At 63.8% G+C, this 19,222-nt stretch carries 16 protein-coding genes and 5 pseudogenes; 15 read left to right on the top strand and 6 right to left on the bottom strand.

The genetic code is table 11. From position 1 onward, the window contains the following. Window positions 1–422: 422 nt before the first annotated feature. The gene (locus tag K408_RS42505) at window positions 423–563 is read left to right on the top strand and encodes a hypothetical protein (protein ID WP_155248804.1); all 141 of its coding nucleotides are present in this window, start codon (window positions 423–425) and stop codon (window positions 561–563) included. A gap of 289 nt (window positions 564–852) precedes the next feature. Here K408_RS42505 and K408_RS42500 read toward each other — a convergent pair whose 3' ends face one another. Then, window positions 853–990 carry a hypothetical protein gene (locus tag K408_RS42500; RefSeq protein WP_155248803.1) on the bottom strand — a complete coding sequence of 46 codons (138 nt, stop codon included), beginning with the start codon at window positions 988–990 and terminating at the stop codon, window positions 853–855. 705 nt (window positions 991–1,695) lie between these two features. Between K408_RS42500 and K408_RS0135855 the strand changes: the two genes are divergently transcribed. From K408_RS0135855 to K408_RS0135825, 7 genes are all read left to right on the top strand, one after another. Then, window positions 1,696–4,023 carry a TonB-dependent receptor family protein gene (locus tag K408_RS0135855; RefSeq protein ID WP_028146145.1) on the top strand — a complete coding sequence of 776 codons (2,328 nt, stop codon included), beginning with the start codon at window positions 1,696–1,698 and terminating at the stop codon, window positions 4,021–4,023. 128 nt (window positions 4,024–4,151) lie between these two features. Beyond that, on the top strand, window positions 4,152–4,376 hold the full coding sequence (locus K408_RS0135850) for a hypothetical protein (RefSeq protein WP_024343352.1): 225 nt from the start codon (window positions 4,152–4,154) through the stop codon (window positions 4,374–4,376). Between the two features lie 154 nt (window positions 4,377–4,530). Continuing rightward, window positions 4,531–5,520 (top strand): ABC transporter substrate-binding protein, encoded by a 990-nt coding sequence (locus tag K408_RS0135845; protein ID WP_024343351.1) that lies wholly within the window; start codon window positions 4,531–4,533, stop codon window positions 5,518–5,520. Beyond that, complete coding sequence (locus K408_RS0135840; RefSeq protein ID WP_230646877.1) at window positions 5,517–6,335, top strand: ABC transporter permease; 819 nt, start codon at window positions 5,517–5,519, stop codon at window positions 6,333–6,335. The genes K408_RS0135845 and K408_RS0135840 overlap by 4 nt, the downstream gene beginning before the upstream one ends. Further along, entirely contained in the window at window positions 6,332–7,081 is a 750-nt protein-coding gene (locus tag K408_RS0135835; RefSeq protein WP_024343349.1) for an ABC transporter ATP-binding protein, read from the top strand. Before K408_RS0135840 ends, K408_RS0135835 begins: the two co-directional genes overlap by 4 nt. 19 nt (window positions 7,082–7,100) lie before the next feature. Further along, window positions 7,101–8,288 (top strand): NnrS family protein, encoded by a 1,188-nt coding sequence (locus K408_RS0135830; protein WP_051160788.1) that lies wholly within the window; start codon window positions 7,101–7,103, stop codon window positions 8,286–8,288. Window positions 8,289–8,309: 21 nt separating this feature from the next. Continuing rightward, the gene (locus tag K408_RS0135825) at window positions 8,310–9,515 is read left to right on the top strand and encodes an NnrS family protein (protein ID WP_024343347.1); all 1,206 of its coding nucleotides are present in this window, start codon (window positions 8,310–8,312) and stop codon (window positions 9,513–9,515) included. A 1,201-nt stretch (window positions 9,516–10,716) separates the two neighbouring features. Here the strand turns inward: K408_RS0135825 and K408_RS44510 are convergent. Further along, window positions 10,717–10,848 (bottom strand): DUF433 domain-containing protein, encoded by a 132-nt coding sequence (locus K408_RS44510; RefSeq protein ID WP_080655018.1) that lies wholly within the window; start codon window positions 10,846–10,848, stop codon window positions 10,717–10,719. A gap of 426 nt (window positions 10,849–11,274) precedes the next feature. Continuing rightward, on the bottom strand, window positions 11,275–11,424 hold the full coding sequence (locus tag K408_RS43050) for a hypothetical protein (protein ID WP_196232448.1): 150 nt from the start codon (window positions 11,422–11,424) through the stop codon (window positions 11,275–11,277). Window positions 11,425–11,905: 481 nt separating this feature from the next. On the opposite strand from K408_RS43050, the gene K408_RS0135810 reads away from it, so the two are divergent. The 6 genes and pseudogenes from K408_RS0135810 to K408_RS0135780 all read left to right on the top strand — a co-directional run bounded on the left by K408_RS0135810 (window position 11,906) and on the right by K408_RS0135780 (window position 17,592). Next, complete coding sequence (locus K408_RS0135810; RefSeq protein WP_024343345.1) at window positions 11,906–12,415, top strand: DUF2249 domain-containing protein; 510 nt, start codon at window positions 11,906–11,908, stop codon at window positions 12,413–12,415. Continuing rightward, a pseudogene (locus K408_RS39805) lies at window positions 12,412–12,725 on the top strand (metal-sulfur cluster assembly factor). Before K408_RS0135810 ends, K408_RS39805 begins: the two are co-directional and overlap by 4 nt. Before the next feature lie 8 nt (window positions 12,726–12,733). Beyond that, window positions 12,734–14,158 carry a cytochrome c oxidase accessory protein CcoG gene (gene ccoG, locus K408_RS0135800; protein WP_024343344.1) on the top strand — a complete coding sequence of 475 codons (1,425 nt, stop codon included), beginning with the start codon at window positions 12,734–12,736 and terminating at the stop codon, window positions 14,156–14,158. Between the two features lie 637 nt (window positions 14,159–14,795). Further along, window positions 14,796–15,680, top strand: a pseudogene (locus K408_RS43810) (FAD-binding protein); the annotation flags it as partial. Window positions 15,681–15,901: 221 nt separating this feature from the next. Further along, on the top strand, window positions 15,902–16,309 hold the full coding sequence (locus tag K408_RS43805; RefSeq protein ID WP_230646879.1) for an FAD-binding protein: 408 nt from the start codon (window positions 15,902–15,904) through the stop codon (window positions 16,307–16,309). 509 nt (window positions 16,310–16,818) lie between these two features. Beyond that, entirely contained in the window at window positions 16,819–17,592 is a 774-nt protein-coding gene (locus K408_RS0135780; protein WP_024343341.1) for a Crp/Fnr family transcriptional regulator, read from the top strand. A 53-nt stretch (window positions 17,593–17,645) separates the two neighbouring features. On the opposite strand, the pseudogene K408_RS43800 reads toward K408_RS0135780, so the two are convergent. The 3 pseudogenes from K408_RS43800 to K408_RS39795 form a co-directional block, all read right to left on the bottom strand. Beyond that, window positions 17,646–17,977: pseudogene (locus K408_RS43800) on the bottom strand (c-type cytochrome); the annotation flags it as partial. 82 nt (window positions 17,978–18,059) lie between these two features. Further along, window positions 18,060–18,254 (bottom strand): annotated as a pseudogene (locus tag K408_RS43795) (hypothetical protein); the annotation flags it as partial. 477 nt (window positions 18,255–18,731) lie between these two features. Further along, window positions 18,732–18,964, bottom strand: a pseudogene (locus K408_RS39795) (hypothetical protein); the annotation flags it as partial. Between the two features lie 5 nt (window positions 18,965–18,969). On the opposite strand from K408_RS39795, the gene K408_RS43190 reads away from it, so the two are divergent. Next, on the top strand, window positions 18,970–19,222 hold a 253-nt coding region (locus K408_RS43190; protein ID WP_035698878.1), incomplete at its 3' end, for a CbiX/SirB N-terminal domain-containing protein.

The following is a 19,222-nucleotide window of genomic DNA, read 5'->3' as shown; positions in this document are numbered from 1 at the left end:
GACCGCGGCACCTACGTGCAACACCACGAGGGCGAGCAGTATACGGGCTCCGATGCCGTGAGGGACGCGCGGACGAAATCTCTTAAGATCCGGCAGCGGACCCGGCGCGCCGCCGAAGCTGCTCGCCTGCACCCGACAGCGCGACACGCCGATCCCGCTTGCCACATGACGACCGGTAGGATGACGAGCAGCACGTGCGCGACTTGGGCGATGGTGCCCTTGATTCCCACTGTTCGAAGTCGAATCGGGCTTGATATCAGCCAGCCATGGATCGGCGCGATGCTGTCGCGTACAAAGGGCACCGGGCCTTCGCAGCCTCTGACCGGCGCAATGAACGGTGCAGGCGACAGGGCGATCACACGAAGCCTTGGCGTCAGACCTCCACGCTCTCGGCCATGTGCGCCGGCATAATCACGCTTCTGATGTCTTCTGCCCCCGTGCTGCCCCTTCTGATCTACAATGCTACTGGCAGCGCGCCGCTCCGCTTCTACTATCTGGAGCAGCGGCTGCCGGCGAGCGGCGAGTTCGCCGTCTTCAAGCCACCTCCCGGGTCGAGCTCCTGATCATCGCGCACCAGCCACCGTCATGGGCATACCTCCACTTGATCCTGGCCGTGCTACGTAATCGTGCGCGCTGGCGCCGCCATGGGGGAGCGCCGAGGCTTTGAGGTCCGCGACTTCATAGTAACGACGCCCGGACGTCGGTCCTCCTCATCCGCCATGCTACGACGGAACAAGGCTGGTTATATCCCATTCCCTCATCGCTGCGGGGCCGCGAATGACGCCGAGTCGTCCGCCGAGACCGGCGCTGGCGGGCGTAGTGGAGAGGCAACGGTGCCGGTCTTGGCGGTGATCACGACGGTGCCGAGATCTTCTGCGCGCTCTGCGCCTTCGCCGTGTGCGCGGACGCCATCATGGCGACCAGCACGACAACGCCGACGACGCCGACGACGCGCGTCGTCGTTCCGATTGCCGTCTTCGCCCCGATCATTCACTTGCCCCTGCATTCATGGTTTCTTCTTCAGCATTCACGCCGCGCACGTCGCGTCGGCCTGTCCTAAAGCGCCGCAGGGCGAGGCCGCTCTGCACGGGCCGCGAAGCTATTTGCGGCATTCGCGAAGAAGCTTGTGCTGGGAGCAAACGATGCATCTGTTGCGAGAGATTCTAATTTGCAGGCGCACTCGCAAAATCAAGTGAGAGAAATTCTAAATTTGGCGCGAGATCGAGCGCGTGGCCGCGCCAGCTACGTGTCTTCTACCCGCGCTGGGCAGCGCTGGTTTTCAGCGCTAAGCGAAGCGCCTTGGGGCGGTCGGCGGTTGAGAGGAAGCCTGCTAGATTCGACCATTTGATGTACTGAAAGGCCTTCGACATGTGTCCCGTCGCCCGCTGATCAATCGGCCGCGTCCTGCGAATGAGAGTTGTTTGCGCCAAAGCAAAAGGTCGGGCCGGACGCTTTTGTATGGTCGCTGCCGGTCGAGAAAGCCTGCTTGCCATCGAGATCAAATCCGAAAGGTCGGCGTCTAAGTACGGATCGGGGGGTGGGATTTCCCGTGTCGCGGTTCGACGTGCGATGGCGACCTTCCATTTCTTGAAGAACGTCGGACTGCATCGACGCGCGGGACACCGGCATCATGCCCGACGATCGAGCGGACAGGGGATAGCGATGAACGTGGCCGGGCATATAAAAGACAATGACATGATCCAGGCGATCCGGTGGATCGGCCGGCAATTACCGCTGCGGACGATGGCACTTGCCGCTCTGTTGTCGTCGGCCAGTCAGGCATGTTTCGCGCAATCGGCGACGCCCGGGTCGGCCATTACGCTCGATCCGATCGTGGTCGAGACGCGACAACCCCAACGGTCCGTCGTGCGCCAGCAACGATCGGCGACTCGGCGTGTACCGACTGCTGCCGTTACGCCTTCGCCAGCGACGCCTTCGGTACAACCCGCGGGCGTAGTCCGCCAGCGGTTCGACATGCTGCCCGGCGGCGTGGCCCTGATGACCCAGCAGGATATCGCGGATCACGGCAACCCGTCGCTGGCCAACAGCCTAAGCGGCATTCCCGGATTGATCGTGCAGAACTTCCTTGGCGCCAACGACCAACCGCGGATCCAGATGCGCGGCGCCGCCCAGCAGAATCCAGCAGAGCGCGGCGTTCTGGTGCTGCAGAACGGCTTGCCGATCAATCGCGCCGACGGCTCCTTCATCATCGGCTTCGCCAGTCCACAACAGGCCGATTCGATCGAGGTATATCGCGGTTACATGGCAAATCGCCTCGGCGCGACGGTCTTGAGCGGCGCGATCAACTTCGTGTCGCCGACCGGTTCGAGTCAGCCGGGCACCCAGATCGGCGTCAGCGGCGGCAGCTTCGGCCAGATCAACACCTCCGGGCAGGTCGGCGGCAGGAAGGACGATGTCGATGCGTTCTTTCAGTTCGAGACCAGTCGACGCGACGGATTCCGCGACTACAATTCGTCGGAGCGCGTCGGCGTCAACGGCAATCTCGGAGTCGCCCTTTCGGAGAACGTTAAGACCAGGTTCTTCATGAGCTATACCGATCTCGGCTTCGACGTGGCCGGCCCGCTGAACAGGGCGGCGCTATACGCCAACCCCAGGCAGACCGCCGCCGGTCCCACGGTGGTCGGAGGCGTCGCGATCAATCCCGGCCCCAACGCCGTGCGTGACAAGCCGCGGCGCGAGGCGAGCCAGTTCATGGTCGGCAACCGCACCACAGCGGTGATCGATGCGCATCTGTTCGATCTCGCGTTAGGTTACACCTACACCGATGACATGTTCCGGTTCCCGATTTCATCGGGCGTCCGCGCCACTCAGGGCGGCGACTTCACTGGTGTGGCGCGCTATGCCTACAATCCCACTGCGGCGCTGCTGCCGTTGTTCGAGACTACCGCGCAATACACCGTTGGTTCGGCCGATCGCTTCTACGCGTTGAACCAGAGCGGGCAGACCAGCGCGCAGTTCGGCGCCAACCTGTTGAACGCCCAGACCCTGTCGCTGTACGCCGGCGCCAACGTCCCGGTCTGGAGGCAGTTTGTGGTATCGCCCTCGATTTCTTACGCCTACGCGACCCGCGACAACGACGACATTTACGGCTCCGCGCGCCGGCCGACGATCGCGTACAACCCGGCCAATCCGACTGCCTTGCTACCGAACGGCTCGGTGGCGACCCAGGACACCAGCTACTCGCGCCGGTACGCGGGCTGGAGCCCGAGTCTGGCCATCAGCTATCGGCCGGATGCGGTGCAGACGTTCTTCGTCGCCGGCAGCCACAGCTTCGAGCCGCCGACCCACGACGACCTGATCGCGACGCTCAACGGCACGCCGAACTCGAGCGCGGGACGCCCGTCACCGGGCAATCCGGCGCTGGCGGCGGCGGCGTTCGCGACGCCAAACCTGCGCGCGCAGACGGCGAACACGGCGGAAGGCGGCTGGCGCGGCCGGACCGATCGCTTCTCCTGGGATGCGGTGACCTACTATTCGTGGGTCGGCAACGAACTGCTGACGCTACGTGACGTCACTGGGGCGCCACTGGCGGCGGTAAATGCCGACCGCACCACGCATTTCGGCGTCGAACTCGGCACCGGGATGAAGTTCACCGACCGGCTGTCCGGGCGGCTCGCCTACACCTATCAGGACTTCCGCTTCGTTCGTGACTCGGTGCGCGGCAACAACCGGCTTGGCGGCGTGGTGCCGCATCTGATCTATGCGCAAGTGCAGTTGCAGGCTACCGACGCCTGGATGGTTCAGGGCGCGGTGCGCTGGAGCCCGACCAAAGTTGCGGTCGACAACATGAACACGCTGTACGCCGATCCCTATGCGGTGGTCGACCTGCGCACCGAATACAAGATCGACAAAACCTTCTGGGTGTTCGGCGAGATCACCAACCTGTTCAACAAGACCTATGCGGCGACCGCGCTGGTGGTCGACCGGGCGACGTCGGATCAGGCCGCGTTCCTGCCTGCCGACGGCAGAGGCTTCTACGCCGGCATCAAGGCCAAGTTCTAGAAGAGTGAACATCGAGTTCGACATGAGCAAGCACGCGCGTGCAGCGGCGATGCCCGTCGCCATGGTCCTGTCCACCCCTGCGGCGGAGCCGATGATCGTCAAACACTTCTTGAATCGGTGGAACGGCAGTGGCGAGAGCTCGATCGACCGCCAGGAACGAGCGCTTCGACAACGTGCGAGAGACCGACGCTGCTCGATTCGCGGCGGAAGACCAGGAGATGATCCGGTGGGTCGCCAAGAGGTTGATATTCGTCTGGAACTTCACCGACCAAGACGACAATGTCTCCCGCGCCGGGTTCCTCGCCGGCGGCGACACTTGGCTGAAGGCGCTCGACAAGGCCTGCGTCAGCTGAACGCCCCTGCGAGCCTCATCGGAATGAACACAGGAGGCCCGCAACTGCGACCACAGGCAGGCCAATACGCCGACCCGGCAGATGCAATCAGCCCAGCGCGAATGATGTCGCAACTCCACCCAGACATGATGACGAGCGGACGTGGAGCGTACCGATGACAGCCCCCGTTTCTCGTCGCGCCTTCGTTGCCGCAGCCTCCGCGTTCGCCACAAACCCCTTGCTGCGCCAGCCGGTATTGGCGGCATCGCTGCGAGAGACCACGCTGGCCGGGCCGCCGGCTGGCCCATCGATCATACTGGCCCACGCGGTCGCCACCGGGTCGCTGTCGTTTCTTGCCGACAAGGCCAAGTTCCGAGCATGGCGCGACGTTGACGAGATGCGCGCGGGGCTGACCTCGGGTACAATGCCGCTGGTGATCGTGCCGACGGCGGCGGCGGCGAACCTCTACAATCGCGGCTTTGGCATCCGGTTGGTCAACGTCATGACTCACGGCCTGCTGTTCCTGATTGCCGCCGATCCTTCCCTGACAACGTTTCCCGCGCTCGCGGGCAAGCGGCTGGCGGTGCCGTTCCGCAATGACACGCCGGAGTTCCTGGCGAACATTCTGCTGCGCCATCACGGCCTCGATGATGGCAAGGATATCCAGGTCAGCACCACCGGCACGCCCCTCGAGGCCATTCAGTTGCTGCTTGCGGGTCGAATCGACGCCGCGTTCGTGCCTGAGCCGGCGGCCACCGCGGCGATCTTCCGTGGCAAGCTCGCCAACCGCCCGGTCCATCGGGCGATGGATATCCAGGTCGAATGGGCGCGGGCGGTAGGCGGGCCGCCGATCTTGCCGCAGGCGGGACTCGCTGTACTCGACACGTTCCGCGCCGCGAACGAGAGCCTGCTACCGCGGCTGCAGCAGGCGCTGGTAACAGCCACTGCCGAAGTCAACGCTGCCCCTGCGGTGGCCGCTGGCCATTCCGCCGCGCATTTGGAGCTGCCGCTGCCGATCATCCAGCAGTCGATTCCGCATTCCAAGCTGGTCGCGGTGAGCGCGCGCGAGGCGCGGGCCGATCTTGAGCGGATGTTCACCAAGGCGGCCGGCGCTGACATGGCGATGATCGGGGGGCGGCTACCCGATGGCGGCTTCTATCTGTGACCGCAGCGCGTTACATCGCCGATCGCTTGCTCGCCGCGGTCCGCTTCCTGTGGGGCGCCTGGGCCGGGCTCGCCGCGCTGGCCATGCTGGCCGCACTTTGGCAGACCGGCCACGAAGCGTATGGCGACTTCATCCTGCCCGCGCCGCTGGCGACGCTGGCCGCTGCAGCTACGATCCTGACCGCGCCGTCGAACTGGACGATCGCCCTCGACACCGTGCGACGCGCGCTGCAGGGGTTTGCGATGGCGACGCTCGCCGGGCTGACAGCCGGGCTGATTGCCGGGTATTCGGCGGCGACGATGCGGCTGGCGCGCCCCCTCATCACGGTGATTCTCGGCGTGCCGCCGATCGCCTGGATCGTGCTGGCGATGATCTGGTTCGGTCCGACCGACGGCACCGTGCTGTTGACCATCGTGATCGCGGCGTTTCCGCTGATGTTCGCCGGCGCGGCCGAAGGCGTCGCCGGCCGCGACCGCAGCCTCGACGACATGGCCAAGGCGTTTGGCGCCGGCGTCTGGCGGCGGGTAACGACGATCGGACTGCGCCAGGTCGCCGCCCAAGTATTCCCCGCGACCACCATATCGCTCGGCACAGCGTTCAAGGTCGCGGTCATGGCCGAACTGCTTGCTAATACCGGCGGCGTCGGCGGGGCGTTGGCGCGCGCCAGATCAAATCTCGACGTGGCGGCGGCCCTGGCCTGGATCATGATCGTGGTCGCGGCGCTGATCGCCGTAGAATACTGCGTGTTGCATCCGATCCGCTCGGCGTTTGAGCGCTGGCGCGAAGCGGCGCGACCTTGGGGAGTAAAGCGATGACCGCGTTGACGCTCGCCGGCATCGGCCACGCCTATCTCGGACGCACCGTGCTCGACAATGTCGAGCTTGCCGTGGCGCCGGGCGAGGTGGTTGCGCTAGTCGGGGCGTCCGGATGCGGCAAGAGCACGCTGGTCCAGATTGCGGCTGGGATCATCGAGCCGATGCGCGGGCGCACGGTTCGGTCCTATGCGCGCCAGGGCATGGTGTTCCAGGAGCCGCGGCTGATGCCGTGGGCGACCGCGGTGGACAATATCGCCTACCCGTTGAAGCTTGTCGGCGTCCCGTATGGCGAACGCCGGGGGCGAGCACGGGCCGCCGCGGCGCGAGTGGCGCTCGCGGCAGACGATCTCGGCAAGTTTCCGGTCGCGTTGTCGGGCGGCATGCGTCAGCGCGCGGCGATCGCCCGGGCACTCGTTGTCGAGCCGGATTTCGTATTCTTCGACGAACCGTTCACCGCTCTCGATCAGGCGCTCAAGCGCCGCATGCAGGATCTCGTGATCGAGGCCGCTACGATGCAGGCGTTCGCGGCGCTGTTCATCACCCACGATCTGATCGAGGCGGTGCGGATTGCGCACCGAATCGCGGTGCTTGATCTCAACGGCCGCGGCGTTGCGGGCGAGCGGACCTTGCCCGGCGTCCCGGGAATGCGCCAGGATCGGGACATATTCGACGAGGTGCAGAGCTTCCTGCACGACGATCCGCTGTTCTGTCACATCAACGACGTCGACGAACGGAGAGAGGCATGAGCCGGTCGAGACGAGGGTCATGAGAAACTATCCGATGTCGCTGCATCGCGTACTGGGCGATGAAGGGTTTCGACTATTCTTTCCGTTGGCGGCGCTGCATCTGGCGCTGTGGCCGGTGCTGTGGACAACGGTCCACGGCGGCGACCTGCCTCTGGCGCGGGCGATGCCGGCCGGACTGTGGCATGCGCAGGAAATGCTGATCGGCGGCTTTGGCGCAGCGCTGCTCGGTTTCATAACCACCGCGGTTCCCGAGTGGACCGACACACGCCCGGTCCGCCACACCAGGCTGTTCGTGCTCGCTGGCCTTTGGGGCGGGGCGCGGATCGCCGGCCTGCTGGGCGCCGACGCGCTGACGCCGGTCGCCGCGCTGCTCGATGCCGCCTGGCTGACCGCGCTGCTGGTTCATCTGCTGGCAGTGTCCTGTTACAGACGAACAACGCGGCTCCTGGCGTTCGCTGGCTGGATCGCGGCGCTGCTGACGGCGGCCCTTATCATTCGCTACGCATTCTGGACCTCGGACGCGGCGCTGGCGCAGACGATGACGCGCGTCGGCACTTTGCTGTGGTGCGGCATTCTTGGGCTGGCGCTGGCGCGCATCACCGTGCCGGTCACAAATCTCGTACTCGACCCGAGCGAACAGAACTCGCCGTACCGGCCACATCCGGGACGGCTTAATCTCGGGCCGGGCCTCGCCGCCGTCGCAATCGCGGGTGAACTCAGCGCGCTCTCGCCGGCAGTCTCCGGCTTCCTGTGGGTCGCTGCCGGCGCGGCGTTCATGGATCGGGCCAGCGAGGCGTTCGTCGGTCGGGAGATGTTGCGGGCGGAGATCCTGTCGCCGGCAGGCTCGAGCATATTGGCCGGGGCTGGGCTGATGCTGATCGGCGCTGCCCGGCTCGGGCTGCCGTTTCCCGAAGCCACAGGGCTGCACGTCATCACCATGGGCGGGCTCGGACTTGGAGTGATGGCGGTGTTCAGCATCGCCGGGCTGATGCATGCCGACCGGACGCTGCCGTTGGGCCGCCTCGCGAAGACGGCCATGGCCGTTCTGCTGATCGGGTTGATGCTGCGGCTCGCGCCGGATCTCGGCTGGCTCACGCCGCCCGGTCCGGCGCACGGCCTTGCCTCGTTGATCTGGGCATCGGCGTTCCTGATCTGGCTGAAAGCCTATTGGCCGCTGCTGTCGGACCCGGCGTCGATCGGCTCATAGCAATGTGAAAGGATTCTCGACATGCCGATGCTGGTGAAGCCGCGCGGCTGGGCGATGTCCTCTTTGTTCACTGGCGGATTTCGGCCGTTCTTCCTGTTCGGCGCGCTGCACGCGGCTGCGATGGTGGCGCTGTGGGTGCCGTGGTATCTCGGCTTTGTCGCCCTGCCGAGCGCGTTTCCGCCGGTCGCCTGGCACAGCCACGAATTGCTGTTCGGATACGTGCCGGCCATCGTGGCGGGATTTCTGCTCACCGCGGTGCCTAGCTGGACCGGGCGACGGCCGTCGAGCGGCTTGCCGCTGATCGCACTGTTCACGTTGTGGCTGACCGGGCGGGCGGCGATAGCGCTGTCGAGCCTGTCGTCGCCTGGCGTTGTCGCCGCGCTCAGCCTTGCGTTTCCTTTGGCGCTGCTCGCTGTGATCGGGCGCGACATCGTCGCCGCGCGCAATCGGCGCAACCTTAAGGTGCTCGCCGGGATAGGGGCGCTGGCGCTGGCGCAGGCACTGGTCCACTACGAAGTCTGGCGGTACGACCGCTCCACCTACGGCGATCGCTTCGCCGTAGCCGCCATCGTCATGCTGATTGCTATCATCGGTGGCCGAATTGTGCCGGCGTTCACTACGAATTGGCTCAGGCCGCGCGAGCCCGGGCCGCTGCCGGCGCCGTTCGGCCGGATCGACGCCGTCGCGGCGATCGTCGGCTTCTTCGCGCTGCTCGGCTGGGCCGGCGCACCGCTGCTGCCCGTGGCCGATCCAGTTCTGGCCGGGCTGTTGCTAGTTGCCGGCGTGCTCCACCTCTTCCGGCAGGCGCGCTGGTATCCGCAGCGCGCACTGGCCGAGCCGCTCGTCACTGTGCTCCATGCGGGCTATGCCTTCATCCCTCTCGGCTTCCTGCTCGCTGGATTCGCGCATTGGACAGGCGACCGGGCAGCGGCGACTGCTGCGATCCACGCCTGGACGGTCGGCGGCATCGGACTGATGACACTGGGGGTGATGACGCGGGCGACCCGCGGTCACACCGGCCGCCCTCTCACCGCGTCGGCCGGGACGGTCGCGATCTATCTGCTGATTGTGAGCGCGGCGCTCGCGCGCATTGTCGCGGCCCTTTCGCCGGAGACCACGTTCGCGACCCTCAGCCTCGCTGGCGCGGCCTGGATCGCCGCCTACCTGCTGTTTGCCTTGCTGTATGGGCCGATGCTGTTGCTGCCGCGGAAGGGAGCGCCGCGGTAGGTTGTCGCGCTGCCGCGCTCGATTTGAAGCGCATCAGACTGCTTCCACTAGGCTAATTGTTAGCGGGATAGTGCGCTAAGCTCAGCACAAACGAACTGCATCCGAAAGTTGCTTTCAGTCGGGACTTGTTGCAGCGCAGCCAACTGGCTGGAAACAAAGTCGGCCAAGCTCGGCCGCTGCGCTTGTAAGCTATTGCTTCGCATTGCCTTCCAAAGCGGAGCTGCCGAGAGTCCAAAATCAGCGAGGGCTGCGAACTCCATCAATCTGGCTTTCCCGACGGCTGCGAAACGGCTCGTTCGGCGGAGCTCGATACTCACATCATCGGGATCAGCGAGTGAACCGTGAGCATTTTTTCCGTCTCCCTAGAACTCCTAGCCCAACATCGACTTTTCTGCGGCTTCCTACCTCGGATCGGCAACTAAGGTTCGAAGCACGATCCTTGTCGCTCAGCAAAGACAGACGTATGCTGCCAAATCAAGATCGAACTAGTACTTGTGTCTGATTCGAGATGTTCAAGGCGCTGTTGACTAGTGGCCTCGGTCGTCATGACGGTGCTCACAGGCGCACTGCGCAAATCGATTGAAGTGACATTCATCCGATCGCCTCTTGCCGCGAATGTTGTAGAATAGGATCCGTCTTGCATGGACGCTCGAAGCTTTGACATCGATCAAATCCTCTCGGACTCGTGGGATCGCAAGCTCGCGCAGGATCTTGTCGCTGCGTCTGCCTGCAGGCGCCGTAGCACCCCATCTGCTTTTCGCCAAGCCATGCCCGCTTACGACGATGTGATTGCGGAGCGGAAACCATCAGACGACGATTGAACGATCATAGCGCCGACGACTTCCTGCCCGAGCGGACATTGCCGATCCAGACGAGTTCAAGAGATCCTGTGCATGAAATCCAAGCCCCGAAAGACGCGGCCTGGAGGCAACCCATCTCGCGAGAAACCTCCTCTTCGACTCAACAATCTCCAGAGCAGCCTTCTCTCCGAACCCAACCAGCCACTGCATCGTCGAATTCCGGTCTAAGGCCATTTCGGATTCCGATGTCACCGATGTCGTGGTCTTCCGAAGACCATTCTCTGATGTGGACGCTGCCGTCGACATGGATGTCCCCGACCAGATCGTCGTTTCAGACACCCATCGATGGAGAAACGATCCTTCAACGCTCTGCCGGCGGTGGGTTGGACATCCAGTCCGCACTATACGTCGCCGCGCCCAGCGAACGACAGCGTCGATGCCGTTACAGGTAGGCTTGGATAATCCTCGAAAACGTCTTCGGCGCTTTGGCCACCGCGGAGGTACGCGAGAATGGTTTCGGCAGGCACGCAGATACCGCGAACGACGGATCCCCGCTCATGATGGAGGGATCGCTAACGACTTCAGCCTCTATGGTCGGGTGCGATGCTCCCATTTGAGCCTCTCCACAAGCACTTGGGTGCGTACTCATAAAACTTGCCGTTAGGAGCAGGTGCATCCTATGTTCGCATATCCTAACAGCGGCGCGAAAGCGGACGTTATCGGACTTCCGAGAAGGAGCCAGCAGCGGAAGTACGGGGGCTGAGAATGAAAAGGCCGCCCACTTAGGCGTCCTCACTTGTTTTTGGGCTGTTTCGAGTCACAGGTCGGCCGCGCGCGTTCTGCCGCTTCCTTCCTGTGTATTTCGTCCAGTATCTGTTCCAGGCTCTTTTCCTTGTCCGGCATTCTCTCATGATAAGCCGGAAATATTGGTAATTGATGAATTGCCAACTGAGGTAGCGTCAATTGTAGAGCCTGCGCAGCATCTTAATGATTTCTCGGTACTCCTCAACGGCTTCGTGGACCAACTCGCGAAGCTCGCGGGACCTGATCGCATTGATGCCCCGCTCCATCTCTTTCAATGCGGCCTCTGCCTCGGTCAACGTCTTCATCCCAGCCTCCTGAAGGAAGGGGCGACCCCGGAGTGCCTAGGAGTCCGGGGTCATAACCTCAGTGACGTCATGGCGGCGCCGCTCGGGGCTACGTTGGCTAATCTATGAAATCTTTATTGAGCTGCCTTGAGGCAGCTCAAAACACGCGGAACACCTCCACCACTCAGACGCGGGTCTTCCTCCGATCTCCGTGAACTTGGCGCCTTCCGATCGTTTCGCTGGTCGATCGGCGCCTGAACCGGGTCCTTGCCCGGGGGGCGCGAGGCCCGTTCCCCCAAGGTCCGGCGATTCTTTGCGATGGCGCAACGACCTCGCTCGACCTCGGGATACCGTGGCTCGCGTTCGATCGGAGGGCGCGAAGACGTTTTAGGCGCAGTGCCCACGCGAGCGCCAGTCGCCGGCTGCATCGCCGATGATGAGCTCCTGAGATACGACGGAATGTCAGGCTTCATCTGCGCGACGAATTGAGAAGGAGATCGCCATGACCGAATACCTGGATGTCGATGTCCGCCCGATCCTGCGCGGCGGTGGCGAGCCGTTCTCGGTCATTATGGCCGCGGTCGGTCGACTCCGGCAGGGGCAGGGCCTCCGCCTGCACGCGCCGTTCAAGCCGGTGCCTTTGTTCGCCGTCATGGCCGACAAGGGCTTCGCTCATTCGACGAGCGAACTCGAAGGCGGCGAATGGGAGGTGCTGTTCACGCCTGCCGGAGCCAAGGCGGAGACCACATCGGTTGCCGCAAACAATTCCCCCTTCGCCCCTTGGCCCGAGCCTGTCGTGGAACTCGACAACCGCGACCTGGATCCGCCCGAGCCCATGGTCCGGATCCTCGCAGCGGCGGAAAAGCTGGGGCCCGGCGAGACGCTGTCATCCCTTCTTCGACGGGAGCCGGTCTTCCTGTTCCCTCAGCTCGAAAAACGCGGCTTTCGCTGGCTCGGTGGATTTCACCCTGACGGCGCCACCTACGAGTTGACCGTGAGGGCGCCATCATGATGGGCCAGTTGGCCGAGGACATCCGCGACGCGCTGCGCGTCGTGATCGATCCTGAACTGGGCGAGAACATTGTCGATCTCGGTTTGGTCTACGATATCGCGGTCGCGGATGGGGCGGTCCGCATCACGATGACGGCGACGACGCCGGGGTGTCCAGCGACGTCCTTCCTGAAGGAAGGAGCGCGTACGGCGGCGTCGACCGTTCCAGGGTCGTTTCCGTCGACGTGGCGATGACCTTCGAGCCGCCTTGGACTCCCGACCTCCTCGAACAAGCGGTCCGGGCCTCGCTCGGCTTCGCCGCGGTGAACTGACGCTTCCCATGGCCATCACCATCGAGATCAACCACGCGAAAACGCGTGCCAAGGCCGCGGCGGCAGCCGGACTGCCGGTCGTCCCGCAGGCCGTCCGAGGTCCGATCCGAAGGATCAAATGGGCCATCCTGCTGCTGACCCTATCGATCTACTACGTCACCCCGTTCGTTCGCTGGGATCGCGGACCGAACGCACCGGACCAGGCGGTGCTGCTCGATTTCGCCAACGGGCGCCTCTACGCGTTTTTCGTCGAGATATGGCCTCAGGATCTCTATCTGGTCACCGGCCTCCTGGTGCTCGCGTCGACCGTCTTGATTCTTACAAATGCGCTTGCGGGGCGCCTCTGGTGCGGGTTCGCATGCCCCCAGACGGTCTGGACCGATCTATTCCTGCTCGTCGAGCGCGTGATCGAGGGCGGCAGGCGCCAGCGTCTCAAGAACTTCGGAGCACCCCTCACGCCGAAGCGGGCCGTCCAGTCCGCGGCGAAGCACACGGCGTGGCTTCTGATCTCCCTGGCAACGGGTGGCACGCTGATTTTCTACTTCACCGACGCGCCGGACCTGCTGCGCGACTTGGCTGCCGGCAACTTTTCCGCCAACGCCCTTACCTGGATCGCGGTGTTCACGGGCACGACGTACGGGCTTGCGGGTTTCGCGCGCGAGCAGGTCTGCACCTTCATGTGTCCTTGGCCGCGCCTGCAGGGTGCGATCTGGGATCCGGAGGCCTACACCGTCAACTATCGGGACTATCGCGGTGAGCAGCGGACCTCCGCGAAGAAGGCCGCCGAGTTGCGCCTGCGGGGTGAGACGGCGGGAGATTGCGTGGACTGCGGCCAGTGCGTCGCTGTCTGTCCGATCGGGATCGACATCCGGGAGGGGCCGAACTTCGCATGCATCAATTGCGGCCTGTGCGTCGATGCCTGCGACGGCGTAATGGCGAAGCTCGGACGCCCAAGAGGCCTGATCGATTACGAAAGCTGGGCTAACATCGAGCGGGGCCGCAGCAACGAGTCCCCTCGCAACCGTCTTCTGCGGCCGAAGACCGTCGGCTTGACGGCGGCCTGCCTTGCGTTGGCGGGAACGATCGGGGTCGGGTTCGCGATGAGGACCACCTTGACGTTGTCGGTCCAGCACGATCGTGATCCCGTAGCTGTCCGGCTATCCGACGGGTCGTTGCGCAATGCCTACACCGTGAAGCTGCTCAACAAGTCAGCGAGCCCTCATCGCTACACGCTCTCCGTCAGCGGCATCGATGCAAGGCTCTCCATCGTGGGCAGTGATGGTATCGCTCCGATCGAGGTCGCCGCCGACGCCTCGGAGTCCTTACGCGTCACCTTGACGGCGGCGGGCGCCGAGCAGAAGGACGTCGTGTTCACCGTTCGGGACGAGGCCGGCAATACGCTCTCCGCCACGGACCGATTTGTCGAGCGGTAGCGTCCCGGGAAGTCTGCCTGGAGTGCACGGCCGAACGTCTGGATGTCATCTTCGCCCAAGCTGCCGCTGGCTGCTATTCGAAGACCGGCAAGGGGCAGACACGCTCTTTGTGCCAGAACAACGACGACGTTCTTACTGGTGGCAACTTAATGGGCTCCAGACCGGCAAGGGAGAACGCAATGCGACAGTTACACAAACTCGGGTGGCGTAGACGCAAGCCCGATCTCGAGCGACGGCTCCTTTTTGTGCTGATTGCGTGCTTGCTGCAAGAGATGCAGACTGGGCACCCCTAAGTGTTGCCTCGCCAATCGAGGCTTCACTTTAGCCCAGTGGGCAGGGCGAGCCCGAAGGCGCCTCTGCGAAGCAGACCAGTCTCTTCCTGCCTTGGCCAACTTGCGGCCTAAACAACCGGCATCGACGGCGGTCGAGACCATACCGGCATGTGAGGACGTACGCGAGCAAGTGCGCTTACCCTACTTGCCTGCTTTGGAGCGAGGAATCTCCTGAACGACTTCCCTGTCGTGCACCCCGCTGTGGAGCCCGGACAGCTATATTCACCATTGCCGGCCTCGTCTGGAGCTCATAGCGCCCTCGTCGCCAGAATGGTCGCACGGAATGACTTGCGAAGGACGATCCAGTGAGAAGTCCAACAAAGTCTCCCCTGTCATTAACTGGCTTGGACCGACGGGCACTTCAAGCCGAGCTCGAAGCGCACGCGAGCGGCGAGCTAACAACTTATGCTCCGGCGCTTCGCAGCTGCGTCGACGTCCTAGTCGTCGGCGGCGGCAGCGCGGCTCTATGTGCCGCCATCGCTGCACGTCAATGCGGCGCGTCGGTTCACGTGATCGAGGCAGCGCCTTCAATTCTGCGGGGCGAGAACGCTCGTCATGCGCGCAATTTCCGGATTGCGCATCAGCAGCCGACTACGTTCGTGCCCGGAAAGTACGGTGAAGAGGCGTTCATAGGCGATATCTTGCACGTGACGCGCGGAACGGCTGACCGGGAGCTGACCGAAATCCTGGTCCGCGAATCTGCGGAGACTACCGATTGGCTTGTCGAGAATGGAATCCATCTCGAGCGTAGAGATCACCGCTGCCAGAATGTCTCAAATCGGACCGCCTTCCTTCTCGGCGGGGGAAAGGCCATGATGAACGCGCTCTACGCTGCCGCAATCCGGCTTGGCGCGACAGTCTGGCACGGCAGCCCCGTGATTGAACTAGATCTGAGCCAAACCGAGTATTGCGTGTCCTTCGTTAGTCGGGGAGGCGTAGTCCGCCACGTAGCATCGAAGACCATCGCTATATGTGCTGGTGGCAATCCGGCCAATATCGAATGGCTTCGAGAGGAGCTTGGGGATGCTGCGAACGGTCTCGTGATCCGAGGCACGCCTTACGCGTTGGGTGACCTGCTCGTTCGTTTGCTCGCGTGTGGCATGCGCTCCATAGGAGAGCCGTCGCATTGCCACATGGTTCCCTTCGATGCGCGAGGCCCCAAGTTCGACGGTGGCGTCGTGACCCGCGTAACTGCAATTCCACACGGCATAGTTGTCGATCGAAATGGTCTGCGAATCGCGGATGAGGGCGAGGACATCGGCAAGATGCATTTCTCAAAATGGGGAGTACGTATCAGCCGCTGTCCCGACCAGATCGCCTATCTGATCCTGGATCTTGACGGGTACATGAAGACAGCTCCTTCGGTATTTCGTCCGATTCAAGCTGATGACGTCGGTGACCTTCCAACAAGCTGCAACTCGATTCTGCAGTTCTCAACAGTACCGTCAATCGCTTCAACGCAGCCCTCGTCGCATCGGCCGACACGGAGCCAGTGGAGCGAGCCACCATCGGACTGCTGCCACCGAAGTCGTGTTGCGCGAACCCATTGAGCAGACCGCCGTTTTTCTGTTACCCACTGCGACCAGGGGTTACCTTCACCCATTTTGGCGTTGCCATCGCCCCTGACACCCGGATACTGCGGGCCGACGGCACCGCTTCGAGTCGCCTTTTCGCCGCCGGCGCGATCATGGCCGCCAATGTGCTTCGTGAGGGCAACCTTGCCGGCCTCGGCATCACCATCTCCACTGTGTTCGGGCGGATCGCCGGTCGTGCCGCTGCGTGCCAAGCCAATGCCTCCCTTCGCCGCCAGTCGGAGTAGCGCGTTAAGTAGGTGCCGGCGTTTGGTCTCGCGGCCCGGATGGCTTGCCATTCGGTCAGCTTTTGTAAGTCGCCGCCGACACGCGTCAGGGCAACCCACGGCGCCGGTCGCCCCCATTTCTGCATGCCGACGCTTGGACGTTTGGCTATCAGGCTATTTTCCGGATCGTGTGATTCGAGCTTCGTGGCCTGACCCTCTCGAGGGGGGGGCGGTGCGGCATCTCGCGACCGGGGCTTCCGCGTGCGGGACTCGGTTTCTCCGCCTGAGCCGGCGGACCTGCAGTCGAACGCCCGCCAAAAGCTTCCCGAATTTGTGCCTACACAAATAGCCCGGACTGGAATGGGTTGATGATGCAGAGGAATGGGAAGACTTACGTCCGATCGCGTCTTGGTCTTTGATCGCGCTGTGTGAGGACGGTCCTCGCCCTCATGGTGCAAATTGATCCACATCATGACATGCAGCTAGAGATCATCGAAAGTCAGCAAGAAAATCGGGCAGCAGGAGAAACCATGACAGCGCCTACTCCGGTTGATTTTCAGGTCGCCGGCGACATACCGGCGTTCAGCGGACTGAAGCTGCAGGCGCTCTCCGTTCTTCTGGCGGGGGCCAGCGTCTTCAATCTTCGTCCCGGTCACGCGCTGTTCCGCCAGGGCGAGCCGGCGCACGCCTTCTTCGTCATTATCGACGGCTGGATCAAAATCTATCGTGTCACGCCGGCCGGCGACGAAGCGGTTCTCAACGTCCTGACCAAGGGTGAGAGTTTTGCCGAGGCCGTCACCTTCACGTCCGGCTGTTATCCCGCTACCGCGAGCGCCGTGACGCCGGCTCGCGTCATGCTGATCCCTGCGGATCACGTCATCAACTGCATCCGCGATACGCCCGACATCGCGATCGCGATGATCGCATCGACCTCGCAGCATCTGCACCGCATGGTGCAGCAGATCGAGCAACTGGTGGCCCAGAGCGCGACGCAGCGCGTGGCGGAGTTCCTGGCTTCGCTGGCCGACCGCACCCGCGGGCCGTGCACGATCACGCTTCCGTACGAGAAGTCGCTGATCGCCGGCAGACTTGGCTTGAAGCCGGAATCGCTTTCTCGCGTTTTCGCCAAGCTGCGCACGGTGGGCGTCGACGTGCGCGCCTCGAGGGTCGTAGTGCGCGATATGGCGCAGCTCTGCAAGCTGGTGGCTTGCGACAGAATTAGCGCGCGCTGCCCCCTGAAGCCCAGGATGCCGTGTCCGGAGCCGGCCGTGCCGCAAGTGGTTCAGTCCGAGATGAATCCCTGACGCCCGAACAAACCATTTTGCGCCGGGACGAAATGAAGCGGGTCTGATCGCAATCGCAATCGCCGCGGCGAGTCGCATTGCTTGAGGTAGGCCCAGAGATTCTTGGCTTCCGCCTCGTTCTTGATGCCGGCGAACGCCATCTTGGTGTTGGGTACCTTGGCCTTGGGTTCCTTGATGTAGTCGAGGAAGTTGGACTCGTCCCAGGTGATGCCCGAGTTCTTGTTCGCATCCGAATAGCTGCAGCCCCGCGACCGAGCCCGACTTGCGGCCGTCTAGGCCGTTGAGCGCGGGGGCCAACTTTGTTCTTCGCCGAACCTTCCGACGCCGCCAGTGCACCAAGGGCAAGTCGCAACGGCTCCGCATTGTCGCGCGACACCAGCTCCACGGCGACCCCCCTCGCGCAGCGCGATCGCCCGCTGCTCGCCGAGGTCGACGAGGACGCGTGCAGAGCCTTGTCTCGCCAGAAGCTCCGCGGCGCGATCGGTGACGTAGCCCTGGCCGAGGCCGTTGAGCGCCAGGGGCCGGCCCTTGCTGAGCGAGATCGCCTCCGGCGCAAGCTGGATCTTCCGCCAGTCCACTCCTCTCGCGTCCGCGCAATCATCGCGCCCGGCGGCAGCGTGGTGCGCGTGCCATCCGCGAACCAGTCGACATGTGCCTCCCACAGCGCCTGCACCGACGAATCGAAGTCCCTGCGTGAGGTCGGCGGTGCGAAGCGCAGGGTGACGGCGCGCTGTAGATCGGCGCTCGGCTCGGGCAGGGTTCCGTCGCGATTGAGCCGGCGCAGCTCCGATTCAGCGCGGAACAGGCGCAGCGCGCCTTCAATGCGCTCGACCTCGGCTTCGACGATCGCGGCGGATTGTCGTGCGGCTGCGCGTCGCCGCCGTTGAAGGGAATGCTGGCGTCCGCCTCCATTGCCATGCCGCACCATTCGAATTCGATCGGCGAGGGACGCGCCGGTCCTGCAAACGCGACGACCGTGGCGCTCGCCAATGGTGATGGCGCGGTGGCGGGCCGGATGATCAGGCGAGGTGTCAGTCCTCATGACGACCTCCTCATGACGGCAGGGTCGGAGCAGGCTGCGGCAACGGTTGGCGGCGCGAAGCGCGCTTCTCAAGTGCGGCAGATGTCTTGGTCGAAATGATCTGCCCAAGCGGATGGATCGCCTTCGCCGTGCAGCGACGCGCGCTGACGTGACATTCGGCGCCGCATTCGCGGTAGCGCTTGAGCCATTCGAACATCCGCATGCGGGCCGGAATCGCGAGCGCCGCCCCGAGCAGGCACAGATAGCGGCAGTAGAAGCGCTCACGAAGAGGCCGGCGCGCAGCAGCAATCCCGCATAGAGGTCGAACGGCCATTCCCGCAGGAACTTCATGTTTCGTGCCGGAGGCCTGCACGATCGCCCTCCAGGGGCACGGCTCGAAGCGCAATCCGGCGTCGCGCCAGGCAACCGAGCAGGTCGCGCGAACGATCGAGCAAAGCGCCGCCGTTGCGAAGGTCGCGGCGGCGTTCCTGGAGGAGCCGCCGTTTCTTGAGGAGACTGCGGCGGCGATCGTCGGGCCGACCGTCGTCCTTAGGCCTGTTCTCCGGCGAAAGCCTGCACGGCGCCAAGGATGCGCCCATGCTCGTCGCA

It is taken from the genome of Bradyrhizobium sp. in8p8 (assembly GCF_000426845.1).
Taxonomy (GTDB): Bacteria; Pseudomonadota; Alphaproteobacteria; order Rhizobiales; family Xanthobacteraceae; genus Bradyrhizobium; species Bradyrhizobium japonicum_C.
Note: the sequence above shows the minus strand (reverse complement) of the source record. Positions and strands in the feature narration are given on the sequence as shown.

What these genes read in the sequence shown, in the direction of transcription:
- K408_RS0135780 (WP_024343341.1), top strand. Translation starts at nt 16,819, where the DNA reads ATGACAGCGCCTACTCCGGTTGATTTTCAGGTCGCCGGCGACATACCG.
- ccoG (WP_024343344.1), top strand. Translation starts at nt 12,734, where the DNA reads ATGGCCATCACCATCGAGATCAACCACGCGAAAACGCGTGCCAAGGCC.
- K408_RS0135845 (WP_024343351.1), top strand. Translation starts at nt 4,531, where the DNA reads ATGACAGCCCCCGTTTCTCGTCGCGCCTTCGTTGCCGCAGCCTCCGCG.
- K408_RS0135810 (WP_024343345.1), top strand. Translation starts at nt 11,906, where the DNA reads ATGACCGAATACCTGGATGTCGATGTCCGCCCGATCCTGCGCGGCGGT.
- K408_RS0135855 (WP_028146145.1), top strand. Translation starts at nt 1,696, where the DNA reads ATGATCCAGGCGATCCGGTGGATCGGCCGGCAATTACCGCTGCGGACG.
- K408_RS42505 (WP_155248804.1), top strand. Translation starts at nt 423, where the DNA reads ATGTCTTCTGCCCCCGTGCTGCCCCTTCTGATCTACAATGCTACTGGC.
- K408_RS43050 (WP_196232448.1), bottom strand. Translation starts at nt 11,424, where the DNA reads ATGAAGACGTTGACCGAGGCAGAGGCCGCATTGAAAGAGATGGAGCGG.
- K408_RS42500 (WP_155248803.1), bottom strand. Translation starts at nt 990, where the DNA reads ATGATCGGGGCGAAGACGGCAATCGGAACGACGACGCGCGTCGTCGGC.
- K408_RS0135825 (WP_024343347.1), top strand. Translation starts at nt 8,310, where the DNA reads ATGCCGATGCTGGTGAAGCCGCGCGGCTGGGCGATGTCCTCTTTGTTC.
- K408_RS0135830 (WP_051160788.1), top strand. Translation starts at nt 7,101, where the DNA reads ATGAGAAACTATCCGATGTCGCTGCATCGCGTACTGGGCGATGAAGGG.
- K408_RS0135835 (WP_024343349.1), top strand. Translation starts at nt 6,332, where the DNA reads ATGACCGCGTTGACGCTCGCCGGCATCGGCCACGCCTATCTCGGACGC.